Source organism: Paenibacillus sp. FSL P2-0322, assembly GCF_037975315.1.
In the GTDB taxonomy this organism is placed as follows: domain Bacteria; phylum Bacillota; class Bacilli; order Paenibacillales; family Paenibacillaceae; genus Paenibacillus; species Paenibacillus polymyxa_B.
Genome location: NZ_CP150243.1, coordinates 2455455 through 2477176, shown reverse-complemented (window position 1 = coordinate 2477176; position 21722 = coordinate 2455455). Strand labels below are relative to the sequence as shown.

The window sequence follows — 21722 nt, the reverse complement described above, 5'->3', positions numbered from 1 at the left end:
TCTAAATTGAATAGTTATATTCCGGTGTAATCCGTTTCAGGAATTGTTTGGTACGTTCCTCTTTGGGGTGGTTAAAAATGTCGTCCGGTGTGCCTTCCTCGATAATATGACCGCCATCCATAAATACCACATGATTTGAAACATCGCGCGCAAAGCCCATTTCATGTGTAACGACAATCATTGTAATGCCTTCCTTCGCAATCTTGCGGATCACCGACAGCACCTCACCCACCAATTCAGGGTCCAGCGCCGAAGTCGGCTCATCGAACAAAATCACTTCCGGGTTCAGCGCCAAGGCACGCGCTATGCCGACACGCTGCTGCTGCCCGCCGGATAGCTGGCTTGGATAATGATTCAGCTTTTCACCCAGACCGACCTTTTCCAGCACTTCAATGCTAATTTTTTTCGCTTCCTCCTGCTTGACCTTACGGACAACGACAAGTCCCTCCATGACATTTTCCAGCGCTGTTTTATGCTTGAACAAATTGTATTGCTGGAAAACCATAGCCGTCTTTTGACGTAGAGCCAAAACATCCCTCTTCGCAGGTCGCTTGCAGTTCACTGTAAAATCGCCAATGCTGACTTCCCCATCATTCGGCTTTTCCAGATAATTAATGCAGCGTAGCAGAGTCGTTTTTCCTGAACCGCTCGGGCCTAAAATAACGACGACCTCGCCTTTGTTCACGGTCAAATCAATGCCTTTGAGCACTTCATGTTTGCCGAACGACTTCGTAATATTTTGCAGACGGATCATGATGCTCGACCTCCATTAAACACATTGATTTTTTTCTCCACCAAGCCGGATATTCGCTCAATTAATACCGTCAAGCCCCAAAATAGCAGTGCAGCCGCGATATATACCTCTAAATATTTCCAGTTGGTAGATGCCAGAATTTCAGCCTGTGCCTGGATTTCTGTGACCGAAACCGTGAAGGCCAAGGTAGAGCCATGAAGCATCCCAATAACGGAATTCGTCAGGTTTGGCAAACTCACCACGAACGCCTGCGGAAATACAATCCGTCTCAGCACTTGCCACGTCGTCATACCAACGGCATAAGCCGCCTCGATTTGCCCCTTGTTGACCGATTGGATTCCAGAACGGACGACCTCAGACATATACGCGCCACTGGTAATGGAAAACGAAATGAGTGCAAATACCATATAAGGAACATCTTTGGAATGCAGAGGCCAGCCGAAATGCTTCGCTCCCGCATCAATCAACAAAGGCAAACTGAAATAAATAAGCAGCAAATGCATCAGCATCGGTGTGCCACGGATAAAGGTAACGTAACCGTGAGAAATTTGGGACAACACAGGAACCTTATAGATTCGCGCCAGTGCCGTTATAATACCGATGACCAACCCTGCCAGTACGGAAACCACCGTAATAATTAAAGTGTTGGGCAGCGCGGAGAACAACCCTAAAAAGGCAGTATATATAAATCCAAAATCCAGACTCATATGCCTTTACCTCCTTTACTAAGACGAGGACTTCTCAGGTAGCGCACCACAAAACTTTTTCGTTTCTCGGGTTCTTTCTGTACTGCATCCCGATGCTCGTGCCGGAGAAGCGTATTTTCCAGCACCTTGAACAATTTTTGTAAAATCAGACTGATCACCAGATAGATAAGGGATAACGCGATATAGGTTTCAACAAAATGCTGGGTAGCCGACCCTAATGTCTGTGATTTCCCTGTCATCTCCATCGCTCCGATCGTAAATGCCAGCGAAGTATCCTTCAGATTGCCAATCACCAGATTGGAAAATACCGGAACCACCACAGCCAGCGCTTGCGGCATTATGATACGTGTAAAGGTCTGGTAGCCTGACATGCCGACGGACTGCGCAGCCTCGATTTGTCCTCGATCTACTGCCTCTACTCCTGACCTGATAATTTCGGAAATAAAGGCTCCACTATTGAGCGCGTAGGTCGCTACGGCAAACCACAGCACATCCCATCTGGAGGAATTGATATCCACCAGCTTTAGTAGCTCTGGCAGGCCGTAATACACCAGAAACAATTGGATTAGAATAGGTGTTCCGCGAAAAAAGGAAACATACACTTGAGAAACACGTTTGAGAAATGGAATGTTATACATGCGAGGCAGCGCAACCAACAGACCAATGATAAGCCCCAATACAAGCGAGCTTGCCACAATAAACAAGGTGATGTGTAAGTAAGACAGCATTTTCGGGATAAAGCTAAAAACATAGTCAATATTGAACTCTCTGCTCATATGCCTGCCTCCTTTCTATACATCAGCGGTCAGAATACATAGAGTACCCTGACCGCTGAAATGTCCAAGTCTATCCTTACTTCTTACTGCTGCTACCTTCTTTTTTCACATCTTCCAGAGACTTAGTGAAATCCTCTCCAAGCCATTTAATGCTCAGCTTCGACAGCGTACCGTCGTCCTTCACTTCCTGAATGGCTTTGTCTAGGTCATCCGCCAACCCTTGCTCATTTTTGTTCAGTACATACAGTACATCCGATTGAGTCAAAGGATCACCAACGGTTTTCAGAGCTACTTCTCCTTTTTCATCGGTGTTAAAACGGTTCGCAAAGTCTGTCGTAACGGTAGCATCTATACGGCCGCTCGTAATTTGTTGCACCGTATCATTGGCTGCACCACTCGTATAAACGATATTCAGGGCATCTCCGTGGGTTTTGTTATACTCTTTCAGCACATACGCCGCATTACTGGTTGGGCTGGTGAGTACCTTTTTCCCTTTCAAATCATCAATTGAATGAATGGTATTGTTATCCTTCGCTACAGCGACTCTGTTCAGAAAAATGCTATACGGATTTTTGTTGAACAGATACTTGGCTTCGCGCTCCGGGTTTTTTTCCATTTGATGCGATACCAGATCAATCTTGCCGGCATCGAGACTTAGCAGCAAATTTCCAAAGTCCATCGTTTTGAATTCAAATTCGTATTGAGGCAGGCGCTTGTCCAGCTCCTTAATCAGCTCCACATCAAAACCTGTTAAATTTCCGTTTTCGTCAATAAAGCATACATTTTTGAATTGAGTACCTGTGCCTACGATAATTTTCTTCACGTCTCCGCTTGAACCTGACGCGCTAGACGCGTTATCTGAGGAACCGCAGCCTGCCAACACCAGGATGATTGCCATAACAGACAATATTGCAAACCACTTTTTCATATGAATCCCCCTCATCTCTTTGTATATCAGCAGTTTGCGACATACATGGTAGCTACAACATCCAATAATTCATAATTCCTATAAGCTTAATCGGTTTTAGGATGTGATTAATTTAACACCTGGAAACCTATACGTCAATCCACCAAGCTATAGAACATTTCTATAACAAAACAGCACCCCGGAAACCTTCTGTCAGTGCATCTGCAAAATCCGAGGTCACTGCACAGTCTTCTTTGGTCGCTATTATGCTAATCTGCATAGACACCCCAGCTACCTCTGGAACATGGATACGGAATAGTTTCTGATCTTTCACTTCACGGTTCACACAGACATCCGGCAAAAAGGCAATACCCGCTTCTTCCAATACCAGCTTTTTGGCCGTGACCACATTGTCTACCTGAAAAGCAATGTCCGGTGGCTGCTCCAGTGATTCAAAAGCGCGATGAATCCTCATCCAATCTAGTGATCCGCATTCGAAAAATACCAGTGTTTCACGTTGAATATCCTGTATGCTGGCCTTTCCTGTTTTCATAAACGGATGGCCGTCGTATACATACAGGGAAATCGGATCCTCATAAAAAGCAAGCGTACGGATAGCCGGATGCATCACTTTACGGACAAAACTAATGTCTACCTCACGGTTCAACAGTTTATGTACCAGTTGATCCGTCGTAGCCGTCACAATTTTGTAGTTAACCTCTGGATAACGGGCACGAAGCTGCTTTAATATTTCAGGAATGATGTAGTTCGACACCGATATCGTGCAGCCAATTCGAATTTGCTGAGGGGCTTTCTTACGCTGTTGGAGCTTTTGCTTCCCTTTTTGCAGCACCTGAAGCATCTGCTCCGCATAAGGAAGAAACTTTCGTCCATCCTCCGTCAGAACCGTTTGCTTGCTTTGGCGGTCGAACAGCTTGCATTCTAGCTCGCGCTCTAGCGTCTGAATCCGTGCTGTAACGGAGGGCTGGGACAAGAACAAGGCTTCTGCCGCCTTGTTAAAGCTCCCATAATGATTCACGTATACAAAGGCTTCCATATTCTCGATATTCATACGCAAGTCCCCCAGTAAGTTTTATATACATTTATCCAATATGTTAACTTGGTTTTTTTGTATCATAAAACTCACTGAACGACCTGTCAATGGAAATATTGAAAATATCTATAATTTTAATAGCTCATTTAGTTCTTTAACAGAACGTTCCAACCGTGCAACCAATTCTTCGGACAACCCGTATGCTCCATCTGGCAGACGTTCGACCCACTGATCCACTGCATACACCCCGCCAAGAATATGTCTTCCGCCCAGTGCATTAATAACCGGCTTCAAGGCATAGTCAATGACCAGCAGGTGAGCCAGCGTACCTCCGATAAATAAAGGCAGGACAGGTTTCCCTCTTAGCCCCTCCTGCGGAACCAAATCCAGGAATATTTTCAATAGTCCTGAATAGGACGCCTTATAGACTGGAGAAGCCACAATAACGGCATCCGCTGCTGCAATCAGCGCAAGTGATGCTGTGACGTCGGGGCTGTTAAAGTTAGCCGTGACCAGATCCTCCGCCGGCAAGTCGACCACATTCAGTAATGTAACCTCCGCTCCAGCCTGCTGCAACTGCTCCGTTGTATAGTTAATCAAGCCGTATAAACGGGATTGTGTAGACGGACTGCCTGATAGGATGACAACCTTGGACATATTTTTTCCTCCTTCTGTTATGCGTCAACCTTCACTTTGGATTTGGCTGCTGTATAGCGGTTCTCAGGAATAGGCACGCCCAGGTTTTCACGCAGTGTGCTAAATTCATAATCCTGACGGTAAATACCGCGTTCCTGCAAAATAGGCACAACCAGATTTACGAAGTCATGCAGACCCGATGGTACATCAGAACCAATGATGAATCCGTCTGCTCCTTTTCTTTCAAACCACTCCTGCACTCGATCCGCCACCTGCTCAGCGGTTCCGATAAAAGAGGTTCTCGGCGTAGCTGAACGCAACGCAACCTCGCGTAAGGTCAAGTTTTGTTCCTTGGCTACTCGTTTGATTTTATCTGTACCGCTGCGGAACGCATTGCTGCCAATACCATCAAGCTCAGGGAATGGCTCATCCAGCGGATATTGTGAGAAATCATGATGATCGAAGAAACGTCCCAAATATTTTAACGCAGCCTCAATCGTCACCAGATTAGTGATCTCTTCATACTTACGTTCCGCTTCCTCCGTCGTGCTGCCAATAATCGGCGATATGCCCGGCAAAATGACAATATCCTCTTCGGATCTACCATAGCGTACCGCACGTTCTTTCACATCACGATAAAACTGCTGCGCTTCCTCTAACGTTTCATGTCCTGTAAATACAGCATCCGCTTCCTTGGCGGCCAGGTTTTTGCCATCCTCCGAGGAACCTGCCTGAAAAATAACCGGCTGTCCCTGCTTGGATCGTCCAATGTTCAGTGGACCCTGCACAGAGAAAAACTCACCTTTATGGTTCAATGTATGCAGCTTTTCAGGATCAAAGAATACGCCGGCTTCCTTATCACGAACGAACGCATCCTCTTCCCACGAGTCCCACAGTCCTTTGGTAACCTGTAAATATTCCTCTGCAATTTTATAGCGCTGCGGATGCGACGGGTGCTCGCCTTTGCTAAAGTTAAGGGCAGAGCCTTCCAGCGGAGAAGTTACCACATTCCAACCTGCACGACCTCCGCTAATATGATCAATGGAAGAAAACTGGCGTGCTACCGTGAACGGTTCGCTATAGGAAGTCGACAGTGTGCCGACCAGTCCGATATGCTTCGTCACCCCAGCCAAAGCGGACAGAATCGTAATTGGTTCAAAACGGTTCAGAAAGTGGGGAATGGATTTTTCGTTAATGAACAGGCCATCTGCGATAAATACGAGGTCAAACTTTCCTTCCTCTGCCTTTTGCGCCTGCGTTTTATAAAATTCAAAGTTAACACTCGCATCCGCAGGTACTTCAGGGTGACGCCAAGTCGTCATGCTTCCCCCAACACCGTGAATAATCGCACCAAATTTAATTTGTCTATTCTTAGCCATAACTCTTCCACCTCTCTTGAACATAATTGTTATCCTACGGCTATCATTTTTTTAGGGTAGCTAGGCTGCTAATGGTTTGTAGGGCAGTCTCCGCTACTTATTTTGAATAGGCAGCGGAGCAACTGATCCTTTTCCTATTGGCCTATACTACTTGATTGTAACTTTCCAGCACTTTACCCAACTCTTCCAGATCCGGGTTGAGCAGTGCTTCATATTTATTATCCCCGCCTACCTCGACGACAGGGACATAACGAATACCATATTTGGTCTCCAGCACGTCACGCAGCGCATCATTTCCGTCCACTTGGATATTTTCATACGGCTGATTTTGGGATTCCAGGTACGATTTGATCTCTCCACAAAAATGACAGCCGGTTTTACTCCACAATACAACTTTAGGTTTGGACGACATATACATACCTCCGTGAGCTTAATGTTTATAATCCCGATGAATTAAATAAGAATTATATCTATAATGTATCCTCCCCCCTCCTTTCCGTCAATCGCTTGTGCAATAGACAATGATAATTCATCGATAGAAAATTTTAATTATATATTGTATCTCATCGCTTATTGGCAGCTTGGTTATTTAAATTTAGGGGAATTGGAGTTTAAATGTGCCTTGACGCGGATATCCTTGGAATAGTAGCGTCCTTGTGGCGAAATGAAATGAGGTTGAGCAAATGCAGGATTGGGCCGAGGTTGCTATACGCACATTGATGGCTGTCGCTATATTATTTTTAATCACCAAAATTCTTGGAAAACGTCAGGTATCCCAGCTTTCCTTGTTCGAATATATAACAGGAATCACGATAGGTAACCTGGCTGCTACCATTCCTATGGAACGTGAATCCACCTGGTATCTAGGCCTCATAGCCTTGTCAGTATGGGTACTGACAACACTTGGCATTGAATATTTGCAAATTAAAAGCAAGAAAATCAGAGATATAACAGATGGAAGGACAACAATCCTGATCAAAGACGGCAAAATTTTAGAGGATAATCTGAGAAAAGAACGGCTCACCCTGGATGAACTCATGGAGCAGCTTCGAAGCAAAAATGTATTCAAAGTATCTGACGTGGAATTTGCTCTTATGGAAACCAGTGGCGAAGTCAATGTGCTGTTAACCAAAGACAAGCAGCCTGTGACACTTAAGGATCTGAATATGCAGCAATTACCGGAGAAGGAACCAACAGCAGTCATTATGGATGGACAACTTATGGAGCAACAAATGGCATATATGGGGATCACTCAACAATGGCTGGATGCCAAGCTAAAGGAAAAGAGTCTAACGGTCAAAGATGTATTTTTCGCGCAGGTGGACCCGCAAGGAGAACTGTACATTGACCAATATAGTGACAATGTACAGCTAAACAAGGTGCAGGATTCGAATCAAGCCGTGCTGACTTTGCTGGAACAATGCACAACGGAGTTGCAAAAACTCGCATCTGGTTCCAGTGAGCAACAAAGAAAACAGCTATATGAGCAATGCTCACAAAGCTTGAAAGAAGCTATACAGGAGATGCAGCCGGTAAATACATCTAAGTCCTGAGCACATACGCATATGCCATAAGAGTATGAGTATGGGAACTAAAAAGGAGCGTCCTTCAGCCGTTTGTGGCTTTGAAGACGCTCCTTTTTAAATTACTGTGCCGTTGTACATTTCACAGTTGCTGCTGCCTTTCATTACTTTCTGGCGCAGCGGCAGCATAACTGTAAATACCGTTCCTTCTCCCACCTTGCTGGATACAGAGATAGAGCCGGTATGCATCTCTGTTATTTTATAAGCAATGGAAAGTCCCAAACCACTGCCTCCTGCAGTTCGGGCCCGTGACTGGTCTGCTTTATAAAAACGTTCAAAAATGCGCTGCCGATCCTGTTCGTTGATGCCCTGTCCCGTATCCGCAATGCAGATAACCGCCTGATCACCGTTACTTGAAAGAGAAACAGATATGCTTCCACCCTGTGGTGTAAATTTAATGGCATTGTGAAGAAGATTCACCCAAACCTGGCCCATCAGATCCTCGTCCGCGTTGACCTCAACTATATCCACCTCAACAGTCATCTCGATTTTTTTAGCCTCCCATTGCGGTTCGCAGGCGAGAATAAGCGAAATCAGCTGCTTGTCCAGCCGATAAAGGGACGGACGAAACGGATACCGCTCCGAATCCAGAATCGCCAGCTTCATGAGATTATCGCTTAGCTTGGATAGACGAATACACTCCGTCTCGATGATCGTCAAATACCGATCTCGCTGCTCACGATCCAGATTCTCATCCTTAAGCGCCTTGGCGAATCCGATTATCGAGGTCAGTGGTGAGCCGATTTCATGGGATACGTTCGAAATAAACTCCTCCCGCAGTTTTTCCATAGCCTTCAGATTTGCAGCCATATCATTGATACTGTCCACCAACTGTACATAAGGATGCGGCCTCCGATGTTTTCCGTTCCGCCCGCCGAGGTCCCAATCCAGATTAATGTGAAAGTCTCCTTGCGAAATACGTTTTAAAGCATCGATCATTTCGGTAAAAGCGTGCTGCTCTCTAGGCTGGATGAAGCGTCTTACCGTCATACTGATAATACCGAAGAAGAAAAAGCCAAGCGTCGCATTAATAAGAAAGACGAACAAATCATGAAAAGCCCATGACATGCGCGAATAGATCGCCGCCGTAATAAAGTACGCGGCAGTCCAGCTAAGATACAGCACCAATAACACCAGCATGAGTCTCGCAAGGATATGGAGGAATCCCGGTTCCCGCTTCATTGCCTTACCTCCAGCCGATAACCCAATCCTCGGATCGTACTGATCCGGAAAGAGTGCCTTGCCTCCGGAAATCGTTCCCGAAGGCGCTTGATATGGACATCAACTGTTCTTTCGTCTCCCTCATAATCATAACCCCAGATCTGTTCGATCAACTGGTCGCGGGTAAAGGTTTTGCCAGGATAGCTGGCCAGCTTAAAGAGCAGCTCAAACTCCTTGAGCGGCAGGGTAATCTCCTTCTCTCCAGTCCGACACTCAAATGTATCGCTGCGCAGGACAAGATCTCCGACAGTCACTGATTTTGAAGCCATGATACGATAACGTTTTAATAAAGCCTTCACGCGTGCGACAAGCACCATGGGGTCGAATGGTTTGACAAGATAGTCGTCCGTTCCGAGCGCGAAGCCTTTCACGATCTGTGACGTCTCGCCTTTGGCTGTAAGCATAAGCAGCGGCAGGTCGGTCTGCTCTCGCAGCTTACGGCACAGCTCCCAACCATCCATTCCCGGCATCATGATATCAAGAACAAGCAAATCGACCTTGATTTGATCAAAAATGCGCATCGCGTCCAAACCATCCACCGCCTCGACTACCTCCAGACCTTCCATTCTCAAAAAGTGTCCGACCAGTTCACGAATATGCGGATCATCATCAACGACTAATACACACGTCATTTCAATCCCCCCTAACTAACTCTGCCTTAAATCTCTCGTCCTCGTCAAGAAGACCGCCATCTTATGCTTTACGCATATAAGCACGCACCGTAAGCGGCGCGAAGATCGCCACAATGACTGTAGCGCCAAGCAGTGAGATCGCCAGTTCCTCGCCAATCGTTCCCGTATTCGCAAGCTCCCTGACTGCGTTCACAAGATGTGAAATCGGGTTGACGTTTACAAACCACTGTAGCCAACCAGGCATGGTGTCCACAGGCACAAATGCATTGGAAACAAAAGTGAGCGGAAACAGAACAATCATGGAGATGCCCTGTACACTGGAAGCAGTGCGGGCAATCACGCCAAAGAAGGCGAAAATCCAGCTGACTGCCCAGGAACACACGATGACCAAAAGCGCGGCGATAGCGACACTCAGCAGTCCTCCCTCTGGCCGATACCCCAAAATATACCCCATGGCGAAGGTAAGTACAGTCGCAATAGTATACCGGATACTGTCAGCCAGCAGAGCTCCAGCCAAAGGCGCAATGCGTGCGATTGGGAGTGACTTGAACCTGTCGAACACTCCTTTGTCCATATCCTCACGTAGTTGGACGCCGGTAACGACGGAGGTCGAGATCACCGTCTGCACGAGGATGCCTGGAATAATAACAGGCAAATAATGCTGCACGTCTCCTGAGATGGCGCCGCCAAAGATATAGGTAAACATAAGGGTGAAAATGATCGGCTGGAGCGTGACATCAAACAATTGCTCGGGAGTATGCCGGATCTTCAGAATGCCCCGGTAGGCCATCGTCATGGAATTGAAAAACGCCTGCCTGAAACTCACAGACTTCTTCAATGTGCGATCAGAACCTGTCATAACAGTAGTACTCTTCATGCTCTCGCCCCCTCCACAGCATGCGCTCCTTGGGACGTCTGCTGTCTGTTTACTTGTGCCCCATGACCAGTGATGGACAAAAACACCTCGTCGAGCGTCGGCTTCTGCACACTCATCTCTGCTAGACGAATCTCTCCGGTACGGAGGGCGATCAGCAGGTCCGTTACCCGATCTGCGTTGGCCATCGGAGAGATAATCTTTCCAGCTTCCACTGACACGCTGGACTTAACTGAAAGCACCTGTTCAACGATCTGAACAGCTCTCTCGATGTCCTGTTGATTTTGCACTTTGAGTTGCAGAGTCGACGCCCCCACTGCCGCTTTCAGTTCATCCACCGTACCCTCAGCGACTACCCGGCCATGATCGATCACCGCGATTCGATCAGCAAGTTGATCCGCCTCGTCGAGGTACTGGGTTGTGAGCAGTACGGTGGAACCGGTCTTGACCAAACTCCGGATCGTGTCCCACATCTGGACACGCGTGCGCGGGTCTAGTCCAGTAGTCGGCTCATCCAGGAAAATCAGCGGCGGCTTGGCAATGAGACTTGCGGCCAAATCCAGCCGACGGCGCATACCTCCGGAGAAATGCTTTAGCGGTCGTTTGGCCGCTTCGGCCAAGCCAAATTCCTCCAGCAGCTCCGCTGCCTTATGACGCGCCTCGGCACGTCCCAGTCCAAGCAGTCTGGAGAAGATGATCAGGTTCTCGGTAGCGCTAAGCGACTCATCGACCGATGCGTACTGACCTGTCACCCCGATCAACTGACGCACAACCTGCGGCTCCTTTACTGCATCGTGCCCGAAGATACGGGCTGATCCCCCATCGGGCCGCAATAACGTTGACAGCATTCGGATGGTAGTCGTTTTGCCTGCTCCATTAGGACCAAGCACTCCGTAGATCGTGCCAGCACGCACGTTCAGGTCGACACCGTCAACCGCCTGCTTGTCACCAAAAGCTTTTACGAGTCCCCTTGCTTCAATGGCCAAGGTCTCTTTTCTGTCTGTATAAACCACATTCATATCCTCCCTGTACGGTTTCTATAGAGAGGATAACCCACGTTTATGAACTGAATATGAATAGAACCGTTTACGTTTCCCAAAATGGTCGACGATGCCTTTCTGACAGAGAAGCCAAAGAAGTCCCATATGGGACCTCTTTGGCTTCAACTCATGGATATCCTTTTAATGGAATAATGGAATTAAACCTTTATTTCCAGATTTGGATTCATGCTAAGCACTAACTTTGATATTGAACCTATTTACACTGTAAAAAAATAATCTCGTTCTACCTTGCTCACTCTTAAACCAAATGTTTTATACCACTCGGATTTCCCTTTTTCCTGCGCTACCTTGTGCAGCTCGTTATATTTCCAATTTTTTATAGCGTCCAGAGACTCCCAATAGGAAACTGTAATGCCTACTCCATTGTGGTCACGAACACTTTCCACACCTAGAAAACCAGGCTGTTGGGCAGCCAGTTCTACCATTTTGTCTCCCATCACTCCGTACCCACCATCTCCTTCCGTACGTTCAGAAGTAAAGATAGCCGCATAATAGGGCGGACGAGGAGTTTTAGCAATTGAATTCATATGACCCTCCTAAAACAAAATTAAATAACCTTTCTTTAATTTGATTATAATCATAAATATTAAATAAAAAAAATGAATATATCTGATATGATGCATGAATATATTTCATAAAAATAGGAGTGAACACGAATTTGTTTAAATATAAGATTTTTCTTTGCGTAGTTGAAATGGGAAGTTTCACAAAGGCCGGGGAAGTTTTAAATCTTACACAATCAGCAATCAGCCATGCGATCTCTGGATTGGAACATGAACTAGGGCTGACTCTTCTGATCCGAGGTCGTTCAGGCATCAGATTGACCAATAACGGGGAAAGATTAATGAAGCGATTTAGAGAGATTGTACAAATGGACGAAAAGCTCTACCAAGAGGTAGCTTTAATTAAAGGATTGGAAATCGGAACCGTAAAGATCGGCACATTTTCAAGCGTCTCTATTCATTGGCTGCCCCGTATTCTAAAAAAATTCAATGAGCAGTTTCCTCTTATTGAAGTAAAACTGCTCGATGGGAACTACCATGAAATTGAGAGCTGGATAGTCAGTGGGGAAGCTGATTTCGGCTTTGTGAACCTACCCACGTTAGACACATTAGAGGCGTTGCCATTAAAAGAAGAAAGCATGCTTTGTCTACTTCCTTCCGATCATATTCTTGGAAAGCAAGCCTCAATTCGAGTAGAACAGCTCAGAGATGAGCCTTTCATTATGCCTGTTGCAGGCTGTGACACCGATGTAAGAAATATTTTTTCACAGCATCATATGTCACCTAAAATCAAATATGAATTAGAAGATGACCATGCGATTATGGCTATGGTGCAGAATGGCCTAGGCGTGAGTATTCTTCCTGAAATGATCCTATCTCACATTCCTTACGACATCACTATTCTACCTTTGGACGAAAGGCATTCCCGTACTATCGGTATCGCTACCACTTCCTTAAAAAATGTTTCTCCAGCAGCTAAAAAATGTATGGACTTTATTACTGAATGGATCAACTAGCTTCAGCATGTCGGCCAAGGAAGCGGATTCTCAAAACTGGACCAGTCCATATCCATTTCGTTATCGTTCAGTAGACATTCATCTAGCTCTTCTTCCAAGTCCGATCGATTCATTTCGATACCTATCATGACGATTTCGTTCATACGGTCGCCCCATTGTTCATCCCAATGGTCCAGAGCCTCAGGGTCGGCTGCGACGATCTCCTGCCGTTCTTCTTCAGATAACGCAGCAAGCCAGCTTCCCGCAGGGCCAAATTGAATAGATGGTCCAGCTTGGCTAATACTCGCTGCCCAATCCTGCGGGGTTGCAATCCAGGCCAAACCTTTGGCGCGAACGACCTCCTCCGGCCAGTAGTTCATAAATTCAGCCAATCTCGCAGGATGAAATGGTCTTCTACGGCGATATACAAAGGAATTGATCCCATATTCGTCCGTTTCTGGTGTATGGCTTTCAAGCTCCAGCTCACGAATCCATCCAGCGGATTGACTAGCCTTGTCAAAATTGAATAGCCCTGTATTCAAAATGTCCGAAGGAGCGACCTTTCCCTTGGAAGTACGAATGATCCGGGCTTCAGGCTGTAATCTCCGCAGCACACCCTCCAGCTTGTCCAGCTCCGCAGGCTGAACCAGATCGCACTTATTCAGAATCAATACATCACAGGTTTCAATCTGGTCAATCAGCAAGTCCGAGATATCACGCGTGTCGTCTTCACCAGTAGCCTGCCTGCGATCCAGTAGCGTTTCTCCTGATTCAAAATCATGCCAGAAACGATTCGCATCAACTACGGTCACCATGCAATCCAGTTTTGCCAGCGATGCCAAATCAATGCCAGTTCCTTCATCAACGTATGTAAAAGTTTGAGCGATTGGCACGGGTTCACTGATGCCTGTAGATTCGATTAAAATATAATCAAAACCGCCTTGTTCCGTCAGCTTCTTGACCTCCAGCAATAAATCTTCACGCAATGTGCAGCAAATACAACCATTAGACAACTCGACCAGTTTTTCTTCTGTTCTGGACAAGCCGCCCTCTTTTTTAACCAGCTCAGCATCTATATTCACTTCACTCATGTCATTGACGATGACTGCCACTTTCATTCCGTCCCGATTGTTTAATACATGATTCAAAATCGTTGTTTTTCCTGCACCCAAATATCCGCTCAACACTGTTACCGGTATTGCTTTCTTATTCATCGCTGTTACGCTCCCTTGAATATTGGCTTTTCATTTTCATTCTTTTTAAATCGTAATAATTACTATTAACATTAACTTTCAGTAATATACAGCATCCCTCTTACCTTGTCAACTGTAAGAAACTCTTGAATTGAATGATCTAAAGTTATTAATATGAGAAATAACGATACTTAAAGAATTAGGTGAATGCTATGCGCTCAATCTGGTTAGGTGTGTTGGCGGCTTTCTTTTTTGCTTTTACATTTGTTCTGAACCGGTCTATGGAGCTGTCTGGCGGGAGCTGGATCTGGAGTGCTTCATTGCGATATCTGTTTATGGTTCCTATTCTAGTCGTCATTGTGATGACCCAACAAAAGCTTAAGCCTCTTTGGAAAGTCATGAAGGAACAACCAGGAACGTGGTTGTGGTGGAGCTTCATCGGATTTGGCTTATTTTATGCTCCGTTATGCTTCGCATCGGCTTATTCACCAGGGTGGTTGATCGCGGGAACCTGGCAAATTACCATCATTTCTGGTTCTTTGCTTGTCCCTTTATTTGCTGAGGTTGTCCAAACGGAGAACGGCCCTGTCAAAATACGAGGAAAAATCCCCCTCCAGGGACTGTTGATGTCTCTCGTTATTTTAATCGGCATTATTGTTATGCAAGTCGAACAGTCGCAATCCATTTCTACCCAAGATTTTTTATTCGGTATTCTGCCTGTCATACTCGCCTCATTCGCTTATCCATTAGGTAATCGTAAAATGATGGAAGTCTGTGCAGGACGATTGGATGCCTATCAGCGTGTGCTCGGGATGACATTAGCCAGCTTACCCTTCTGGTTATTGCTTTCGTTATATGGAGTTTTCAGCGCGGGAATGCCAAGTAAGGATCAGACGATACAGTCTGCTTTGGTGGCTGTGTTTTCAGGGGTGATCGCTACGGTTTTATTTTTTAAAGCTACAGATCAGGTTCGTGGAAATATGCAAAAGCTGGCGACCGTAGAAGCAACACAATCTCTGGAAGTTCTTTTTGCATTAATGGGAGAATTAATCTTTTTGTCTATCCCCATGCCGTCTCCTTTATCATGGATGGGTATGTTCATCGTCATCCTCGGCATGATTCTACACAGTTATGTAACACATCATAAGAAAACCACTCAGAAAATCATATCTAAAAAGATAGATCCCATTTAGCGCATATTTATTCTTGTTACGGTCGTTCAAGTGTGGATCAGGCACCAGAAAAAAAGCAGCAGATCAAAGAGGAAGCTCCTGATCTGCTGCTTTTTTGCCGATTATTTCTCACAAAGAATGATGTTTTATTACGAGTACGAAGTATTATTTACCAAGCGTAGGCTTCTGGCGCAGGTTTTCCCGGACCGGGGAAAATCTCATTCAGCTTGGCAAGCACATCTTCGCTCAATTTGACCTCAGGTACCCGTAGAGCATCCTCTAACTGTTCTAAGGTCCGTGGTCCGATAATTGGAGCCGTTACGGCCGGATGGGACAGTACCCAAGCCAGTGCAATCACGTCTTCCTTTTCACCCAGCTCGCGGGACAATGCTGCAAATTGCTCCAGCTTCGCACGATTCTGCTCCACCTTTTCTTTGGCGCGTGCGCTGCGAGAACCAGTACCTGCTAACGCATTCCGTCCCAACAGTCCGCCCGCCAGCGGGCTCCATGGGATCACACCCAGACCCAGCTCTTGAGCTGCTGGTAATACTTCAAGCTCGGCGGAACGTTCGTTCAGGTTGTACAAATGCTGCTCGGATACAAGCCCCAGAAAACGCCGTGCCTTCGCTTCTGCCTGCGCCACCGCAATATGCCAGCCTGCAAAATTACTGGAACCGATATAATCAACTTGTCCCCGATCCACCACGGACTCAAATACGCCCCACAGTTCATCCCATGACACATTTCGGTCAATGTGATGCATTTGATATAGCTCTACATGGTCGGTTTGAAGACGTTTCAGCGACGCATCCAAATGACGGCGAATTTTGTAAGCAGACAAGCCTGATCCTGCATTGGGTCCGTCATGTTCATTTTTCATGTCTCCGTATACCTTCGTTGCCAACACGACCTTCTCGCGTCTTCCGCCGCCCTGCTGGAACCAACGTCCGATAATTTCCTCTGTCCAACCTTTACGATCATGGCCATATACATTAGCCGTATCAAAAAAGTTAATGCCCGCATCCAGTGCGGCATCCATAATTTTAAACGCATCCTTTTCTTCGGTTTCCGGTCCGAAATTCATCGTCCCCAGACATAACCGACTAACCTTCAAGCCTGACTTTCCTAAGTATGAATACTCCATACTGCTTCCCGCCTTTGCCTAAGGATTTTAAAAATTCCGCGAAATTACATGCCAAAAAAGACCATACTCCGTTTATTCACCAGAAAAAACCACATTGAAACAACCCCAAATGCAATTTAAGGTTGGATAGCGCATGCAAAAAAGCCCCACGCACCGCCGAAGCAGCAAGCACGAGGCATCTCCTACCATACTACCTACTCCATATGAAAAAATAGTGACTTTACGGCGGTTGCAGCGGAGCGGAGAATTTGAATCTGGAGAAGCGAAGCGTTCGCCTTTGCCATGGGATTCTTACCTTGTCATGTCCTAATCCAATCCAAAGAATCCCGTGGCAACAGCGATCGTAAGATCAAATCCTTCGCGGAGCGGCTCACTTCAGCCACCGTAACTCATTCTTTTTTTACAATCAAGGAATCAATTTCGTTTCTTTTGCTCGCTCGGCCATTTTTTTCGTATGCTTGCTGAGCGGCTTCTTAAACACCAATCCAAACAGGAAGCAAACACCGATAAATACAAACAGCATCACCACATCTCGTATCACCGTTGAAGGCAACATCCCTCCTACTGTCTCTCGTAACAGACTAACCGCATAGGTGAATGGTACGAACGGATTCAGCGCCTGAAAAAACGGTGTACTCGTCGCAATCGGGAATGTCCCTCCTGAACTGGAGAATTGAAGCACCAGCAGGATGACTGCCAGTCCCTTGCCGATATTGCCGAACACAGAAACTAGTGTATAGGTCATCGCCGTAAACACCAGACTGATCAGCATAGACGATAGTACAAAAGCTACTTTGGCATCCACATACGCCCCGAGCAGGAACAAGTCACCGAGAGATACGCTCAGCGCTTGAAAAATGCCAATCGTGGAGAATGTCATAAGCCGTCCGAAATACACTTGGTAGCTTTTAAATTGTCCTTCCGAGTCATCCACATCTACCCTAAACATCGAGACCAGTAGCATCGCACCTACCCAAATCGACAATGTAGTGTAAAAAGGTGACATCGCAGAACCATAGTTGGGAATTGGGTATATCCGCTCCTGCTTCAACGATACCGGACTGCCGAGAAAATCACTTTCCTTTTTCACATCCCCCTTGAGCAATGCAATAGCGCGTCCGAGTGCATTTTCGCCCTTAAGCTTGCGAATTGTGTCTGCAGCCTGACGTATGGAATCCTCGGCAGCTGGAAGATCGGTCCTTACAAAATTGGCTACTTGGTGTACCGCTTTTTCTGCATCAGGAAATTTATTTTCTATTAAGTCAGCCATTTTGACAAACTGCTGTTCCGCTTTAGGCAAATCATTACGCACAAAATCTGCGGCCTGATGAATTTTACTTTTAACCGCTGGCAAATCGTTATTTACAAAGTCTGCCGCTTTGTTCACAGCATTCGTAAACTCGCCCATGCGCCCCTGAATCGTCGTCGCCGCTTCATGCAGTTTTTGACGGTATTGTGGCAGATCCTGCTGGAGACGTGTTAGCTCTTGCTGACCGAATTCTGCTGCAGCCTGTGCGTCATTTAATAGCTTTTCAATATTCGGTAGCTGCTCTTGAGCTGTAGTCAGCACATTGGCAGAATTGCGGGCAACGGATTTGATCTGATCCAGCGCCTTTTGGATGGCGGGTGCATACTCCGTATCATAATTGCCCAAAATGCTGTCAATTCCGCTACTGATTTCTCCTGCAAGGCGATCAGTGTCATCCAGTAGATTTTGCGCAGGCTTTTCGCCGCGCTGAATGGCATCCCCGATGCTAGTTACTGTGCTATTCAGACGACGGAAACGATCCTCTACCCCGCTCACACGGGAAATAAGTGAATCCAGAGGTTGACTTGGCAAGTATCCGTTCACACGGTTCAACAATTGAGAAATATGATCCAACACTCCCACGGCAGTTGTCAGCCTACCGCTGACACGATTCACCGCAGCTTGTGCTGCTTTAGGATCAAAATCCACACCACGAACAATGTCTGTAATCTGAGAAAACTCATTCGCGATTTGTTGTACCAGTTGTAAGTCTTCTTTAACTACTGTACCAATCGAATCAAGCGCACCCTCGTTTTTGTCCAGAAATTCGAGTAAACCGGTTGTAAAATCCTTGCCTGTGTCCGCTATTTTCTGTACTTCCGGCAGTGCTTTCTGGGCAGCATTAATGACTTTAAGAGCCGTTTGCGTGTCCTCTAGGGCGGTGGCCAGTGCGCTTTCTACCTTGCTGAAATTTTGATCTAGTTCAACAATTCGATCACCGGCCTTTTGAATATCAGGTAGTCTTTTTTGGATATCCAAAATAACAGCGGCTACCTTGTCCAGCTCAGGCATGTTTTTGTCAATTTTGAGCACCAGGTCACCGGCACGGTTAATTTCAGGAATTTTCTCCTTCAATGCAATGATCTTTTGTCCCTGTGCCTTAATTTTGGGCAGATTTTGCTCCAGCTCCAATGCCTGTTTGCCCAACCTATCGATATCTGGTAATCGATTATTAAGTTCCAACACCCGGTTCTCAATGTTACGAATCGTCGGGAGCTCCTCCTCCAGCTTGACTCCGGCTTCCTTCAACTTCGTCAATACCGCCTGGCTGGCAGTTTCAATAAAGTTTTGGCTAATCTGGTTCGTTAGAGAGGTTGCCCCCGAAGATGTAATTTTCGGAGCTACTGCATTAATTTTTTCATTTACGGCGTAATCAATTTCCGGCTTTTGCGGATTTTCCGTCAGCACACTCGTAATTTTCTCTGAAAAATCTTTCGGGATCAGCAGGCTGGCATAATAATCACCATTCAACACACCTTTTCGTGCTTCCGCTTCATTGACAAAAGTCCAACCCAGCTTCTTGTTATTTTGAAGGTTATGCAAAACCTCATCGCCGATATTAATCTTTTTACCATTCACTTCTGCACCCTGATCTTGGCTGGTTACTGCAATTTTAATCCCAGATGTATTCGCATACGGATCCCACATCGCTTTCAAATTCACCCATGCATAGACAGAAGGCAAAAGAATAATGCCAATGACTAATAAAGTCCCGGTTGATACTTTGAATACATTTCTCCAGTCTGTTAAGTAGATTTGCCATATCTTCCGCAACTTCATCACTCCTTGTATGTACATTAACCTGTCGTCCATTGTTGTATGCACACGTATTGTAAACGATTCGAGCGAATGAAGCCAATCCTGTTACAAAATATGTCAAAAGCGTATGCCTCTTATAGAGATCATACGCTTTTCAATAAAATCATTCTGCTTAATTTCGAACTCCATTCGCGGGCATAGCCTCTAGGGAATATAATGCTCCTTTTTTATTGATTTTTCCCACCACAGTAACCGCGCCTTTTTGGGAGAACGTATACTCGTTATCCTTAATTTTTACGGTATATCCTTTTAGGTTAATTCCGAAAAGAGATTGCACTTTCGACTTCGCGGCTGAAAGAGCCTGAGTTTGGCTGAGCTTTGGCTTAGCGAATGCTTTGACAAAATCCTTTTCCCCCGTCCAATCCATGCCAAGCTCGTTTTTTACGGCCCACACTTTACCAGTTTTCACCCCAATCAACACGTTGTTTAACTCATTATCGTCCCGGAAATTCCAAACGGTATCATTGCCTTCATGCTGACGAAACACATATTCAAACGGATTGCTCGAAGCAATACCAACTGTTTTAAGCGAACGATTCGCTTTGTTGGACAGTGAAGCTTTAACGTCTTTAAGCGAATACATTATGCTAGCCGTTATTTTATTTCCTTGATCAAGGTCAATGTAGAGACTCTGGTCATGCCCCCATAGCACCCAATAATTTTTGAGTTCTCCTTCGTCATCCGGTGAATATACACGCCAGACAGCATCCGTTTTAAACACTCCATCAGAATCAAATGTTTTCAGGAACGATGCAACCTTGCTGCGTAGATTATTGTCCATAACTTTGTTGAGATCAGCCGCATCATAAATAATGCTGGTGGATTGCACGATTCCCTTTTTGGAATCGTAATTTTGGATGAAATCAGCATTAGCTGTCCCGCTCAAAGTACCGTTTACCGTCCATGAGTCAAAAGCAGTATCAGCGCTTGTAAACTTTATTGTTTGTTTCCCCGCTAATGTGTTCAGCACATCTGTTAAACGCTTAGTGGCGGTTGGGTCCAAGTTAACAGAAGTTTGTGCGTTTTGAGCTATGGCAGCAGCGGGCTGCTGTGCCCATGCAACTGGAGCCGTTCCCAAAAGCATGGATATTGCCGCAACTGTTGCAGTGATAGAATTCCATTTTTTCATGGGGCAATTCCTCCTGATGTCTCAAAAGAGACTTAAAAGAATGGATACATATATTCCTTAGACGTAATACAAAAATAAAAGTTGCTTGCCCCAACTCAAAGAAGCCCTTCGGACCTAATAAATAGGCTCGAAGAGCTTCTTTCTTATGCATCGTTATCCATTCTTCAGCAGTCTGGCCGCCGAAAATGCTGCACCATGACGCAACTTCCGCTTTTCCAACCGTTTGTGCAGCGAACGATTATACAGAACCTGAATGACAAAATACGAGATAATGCCCAGCACCACACCGAAAATCGACATGCCGATCAGGATGTGCAAGCCTCCGTGCAGCAAGTCTCTGAATACAGACCAGTTGCCGTGAAACAGCTCCATAAAAGAATGCTCGTGAAGTCGTCCGCCCCTGACATGTACCGGATAATGGGATGGATAAATCCAAGCCCCCACTTGCTTGGCGAATGGCATCAGTACAATTGGCAAAAAGGTCAGTTTACCTACAACGTTACCCACAATGGCCGCAGGCAACGAGCCGCCGGACAGACGAACAATCGGATAAAAAACAAGGTATACCAGAGAAGCCGTGGAAATCACAATCATCTCCAGCGCAAAGCCAATGGCGAAGCCCAAAGAGATCTTTTTAACTCCACCAGGGGCGCGCAATAGCTTGATGAAATTCAGCCGAATCGCACGCCATATATTTTGAAACATATTATATTTCTTCTTCGATTTATGAGGTTTGAGCCTTTTCGGATTGAGCTTTATCAATAGGAGGACTCCTTCAACAGTACTATTCAAGTTCAGGAATGAGTTAATACAGCTCCCATCCTTACTTATGTCTATACTGTCATTATAACCCTCAGCGTTCGAAAAGCAATGTT

21 protein-coding genes are annotated in these 21722 nt (G+C 45.8%); 3 read left to right on the top strand and 18 right to left on the bottom strand.

The window, feature by feature from the left end; all coding sequences use genetic code 11:
• Position 1 precedes the first annotated feature (1 nt).
• From MKY24_RS11155 to MKY24_RS11120, 8 genes are all read right to left on the bottom strand, one after another.
• Positions 2-754, bottom strand: a complete 753-nt coding sequence (locus tag MKY24_RS11155; RefSeq protein WP_023988357.1) for an amino acid ABC transporter ATP-binding protein — start codon at positions 752-754, stop codon at positions 2-4.
• A complete protein-coding gene (locus tag MKY24_RS11150) occupies positions 751-1461 on the bottom strand; it encodes an amino acid ABC transporter permease (protein ID WP_023988356.1) in 711 nt (236 codons plus the stop codon). The genes MKY24_RS11155 and MKY24_RS11150 overlap by 4 nt, the downstream gene beginning before the upstream one ends.
• Entirely contained in the window at positions 1458-2237 is a 780-nt protein-coding gene (locus tag MKY24_RS11145) for an amino acid ABC transporter permease (RefSeq protein WP_023988355.1), read from the bottom strand. The genes MKY24_RS11150 and MKY24_RS11145 overlap by 4 nt, the downstream gene beginning before the upstream one ends.
• A 76-nt stretch (positions 2238-2313) precedes the next feature.
• A complete protein-coding gene (locus tag MKY24_RS11140) occupies positions 2314-3165 on the bottom strand; it encodes a transporter substrate-binding domain-containing protein (RefSeq protein ID WP_028542376.1) in 852 nt (283 codons plus the stop codon).
• A gap of 160 nt (positions 3166-3325) precedes the next feature.
• On the bottom strand, positions 3326-4216 hold the full coding sequence (locus MKY24_RS11135) for a LysR family transcriptional regulator (RefSeq protein WP_013310069.1): 891 nt from the start codon (positions 4214-4216) through the stop codon (positions 3326-3328).
• A gap of 108 nt (positions 4217-4324) precedes the next feature.
• Positions 4325-4855, bottom strand: a complete 531-nt coding sequence (ssuE, locus tag MKY24_RS11130) for an NADPH-dependent FMN reductase (protein WP_029519116.1) — start codon at positions 4853-4855, stop codon at positions 4325-4327.
• Between the two features lie 17 nt (positions 4856-4872).
• A complete protein-coding gene (locus MKY24_RS11125; protein ID WP_023988352.1) occupies positions 4873-6213 on the bottom strand; it encodes an LLM class flavin-dependent oxidoreductase in 1341 nt (446 codons plus the stop codon).
• A gap of 142 nt (positions 6214-6355) precedes the next feature.
• Complete coding sequence (locus MKY24_RS11120) at positions 6356-6625, bottom strand: glutaredoxin family protein (protein ID WP_023988351.1); 270 nt, start codon at positions 6623-6625, stop codon at positions 6356-6358.
• A 271-nt stretch (positions 6626-6896) separates the two neighbouring features.
• On the opposite strand from MKY24_RS11120, the gene MKY24_RS11115 reads away from it, so the two are divergent.
• Positions 6897-7766: a DUF421 domain-containing protein gene (locus MKY24_RS11115; RefSeq protein ID WP_028542379.1), complete on the top strand. Its 870-nt coding sequence runs from the start codon at positions 6897-6899 to the stop codon at positions 7764-7766.
• 87 nt (positions 7767-7853) lie between these two features.
• On the opposite strand, the gene MKY24_RS11110 is transcribed toward MKY24_RS11115, so the two are convergent.
• From MKY24_RS11110 to MKY24_RS11090, 5 genes are all read right to left on the bottom strand, one after another.
• Positions 7854-8978: a HAMP domain-containing sensor histidine kinase gene (locus MKY24_RS11110; protein WP_028542380.1), complete on the bottom strand. Its 1125-nt coding sequence runs from the start codon at positions 8976-8978 to the stop codon at positions 7854-7856.
• Entirely contained in the window at positions 8975-9649 is a 675-nt protein-coding gene (locus tag MKY24_RS11105; protein WP_069079644.1) for a response regulator transcription factor, read from the bottom strand. Before MKY24_RS11105 ends, MKY24_RS11110 begins: the two co-directional genes overlap by 4 nt.
• Positions 9650-9710: 61 nt before the next feature.
• Positions 9711-10526, bottom strand: a complete 816-nt coding sequence (locus MKY24_RS11100; protein WP_028542381.1) for an ABC transporter permease — start codon at positions 10524-10526, stop codon at positions 9711-9713.
• Positions 10523-11542: an ATP-binding cassette domain-containing protein gene (locus MKY24_RS11095; RefSeq protein ID WP_339201959.1), complete on the bottom strand. Its 1020-nt coding sequence runs from the start codon at positions 11540-11542 to the stop codon at positions 10523-10525. The genes MKY24_RS11100 and MKY24_RS11095 overlap by 4 nt, the downstream gene beginning before the upstream one ends.
• Positions 11543-11781: 239 nt before the next feature.
• The gene (locus tag MKY24_RS11090) at positions 11782-12111 is read right to left on the bottom strand and encodes an antibiotic biosynthesis monooxygenase (RefSeq protein ID WP_339201957.1); all 330 of its coding nucleotides are present in this window, start codon (positions 12109-12111) and stop codon (positions 11782-11784) included.
• 131 nt (positions 12112-12242) lie between these two features.
• Between MKY24_RS11090 and MKY24_RS11085 the strand changes: the two genes are divergently transcribed.
• Positions 12243-13103, top strand: a complete 861-nt coding sequence (locus MKY24_RS11085; RefSeq protein WP_339201955.1) for a LysR substrate-binding domain-containing protein — start codon at positions 12243-12245, stop codon at positions 13101-13103.
• A gap of 2 nt (positions 13104-13105) precedes the next feature.
• On the opposite strand, the gene MKY24_RS11080 is transcribed toward MKY24_RS11085, so the two are convergent.
• Entirely contained in the window at positions 13106-14296 is a 1191-nt protein-coding gene (locus tag MKY24_RS11080) for a GTP-binding protein (protein ID WP_053325310.1), read from the bottom strand.
• Positions 14297-14487: 191 nt separating this feature from the next.
• Between MKY24_RS11080 and MKY24_RS11075 the strand changes: the two genes are divergently transcribed.
• Positions 14488-15468, top strand: a complete 981-nt coding sequence (locus tag MKY24_RS11075; protein ID WP_023988342.1) for a multidrug resistance efflux transporter family protein — start codon at positions 14488-14490, stop codon at positions 15466-15468.
• A gap of 148 nt (positions 15469-15616) precedes the next feature.
• On the opposite strand, the gene MKY24_RS11070 is transcribed toward MKY24_RS11075, so the two are convergent.
• The 4 genes from MKY24_RS11070 to MKY24_RS11055 all read right to left on the bottom strand — a co-directional run bounded on the left by MKY24_RS11070 (position 15617) and on the right by MKY24_RS11055 (position 21552).
• Positions 15617-16591 (bottom strand): aldo/keto reductase, encoded by a 975-nt coding sequence (locus MKY24_RS11070; RefSeq protein WP_023988341.1) that lies wholly within the window; start codon positions 16589-16591, stop codon positions 15617-15619.
• Between the two features lie 406 nt (positions 16592-16997).
• Positions 16998-19673 carry a YhgE/Pip domain-containing protein gene (locus MKY24_RS11065; protein WP_339201953.1) on the bottom strand — a complete coding sequence of 892 codons (2676 nt, stop codon included), beginning with the start codon at positions 19671-19673 and terminating at the stop codon, positions 16998-17000.
• A gap of 157 nt (positions 19674-19830) precedes the next feature.
• A complete protein-coding gene (locus MKY24_RS11060; RefSeq protein WP_339201952.1) occupies positions 19831-20847 on the bottom strand; it encodes a hypothetical protein in 1017 nt (338 codons plus the stop codon).
• Between the two features lie 153 nt (positions 20848-21000).
• Positions 21001-21552 (bottom strand): DUF2062 domain-containing protein, encoded by a 552-nt coding sequence (locus MKY24_RS11055; protein ID WP_028542387.1) that lies wholly within the window; start codon positions 21550-21552, stop codon positions 21001-21003.
• Between the last annotated feature and the right edge of the window lie 170 nt (positions 21553-21722).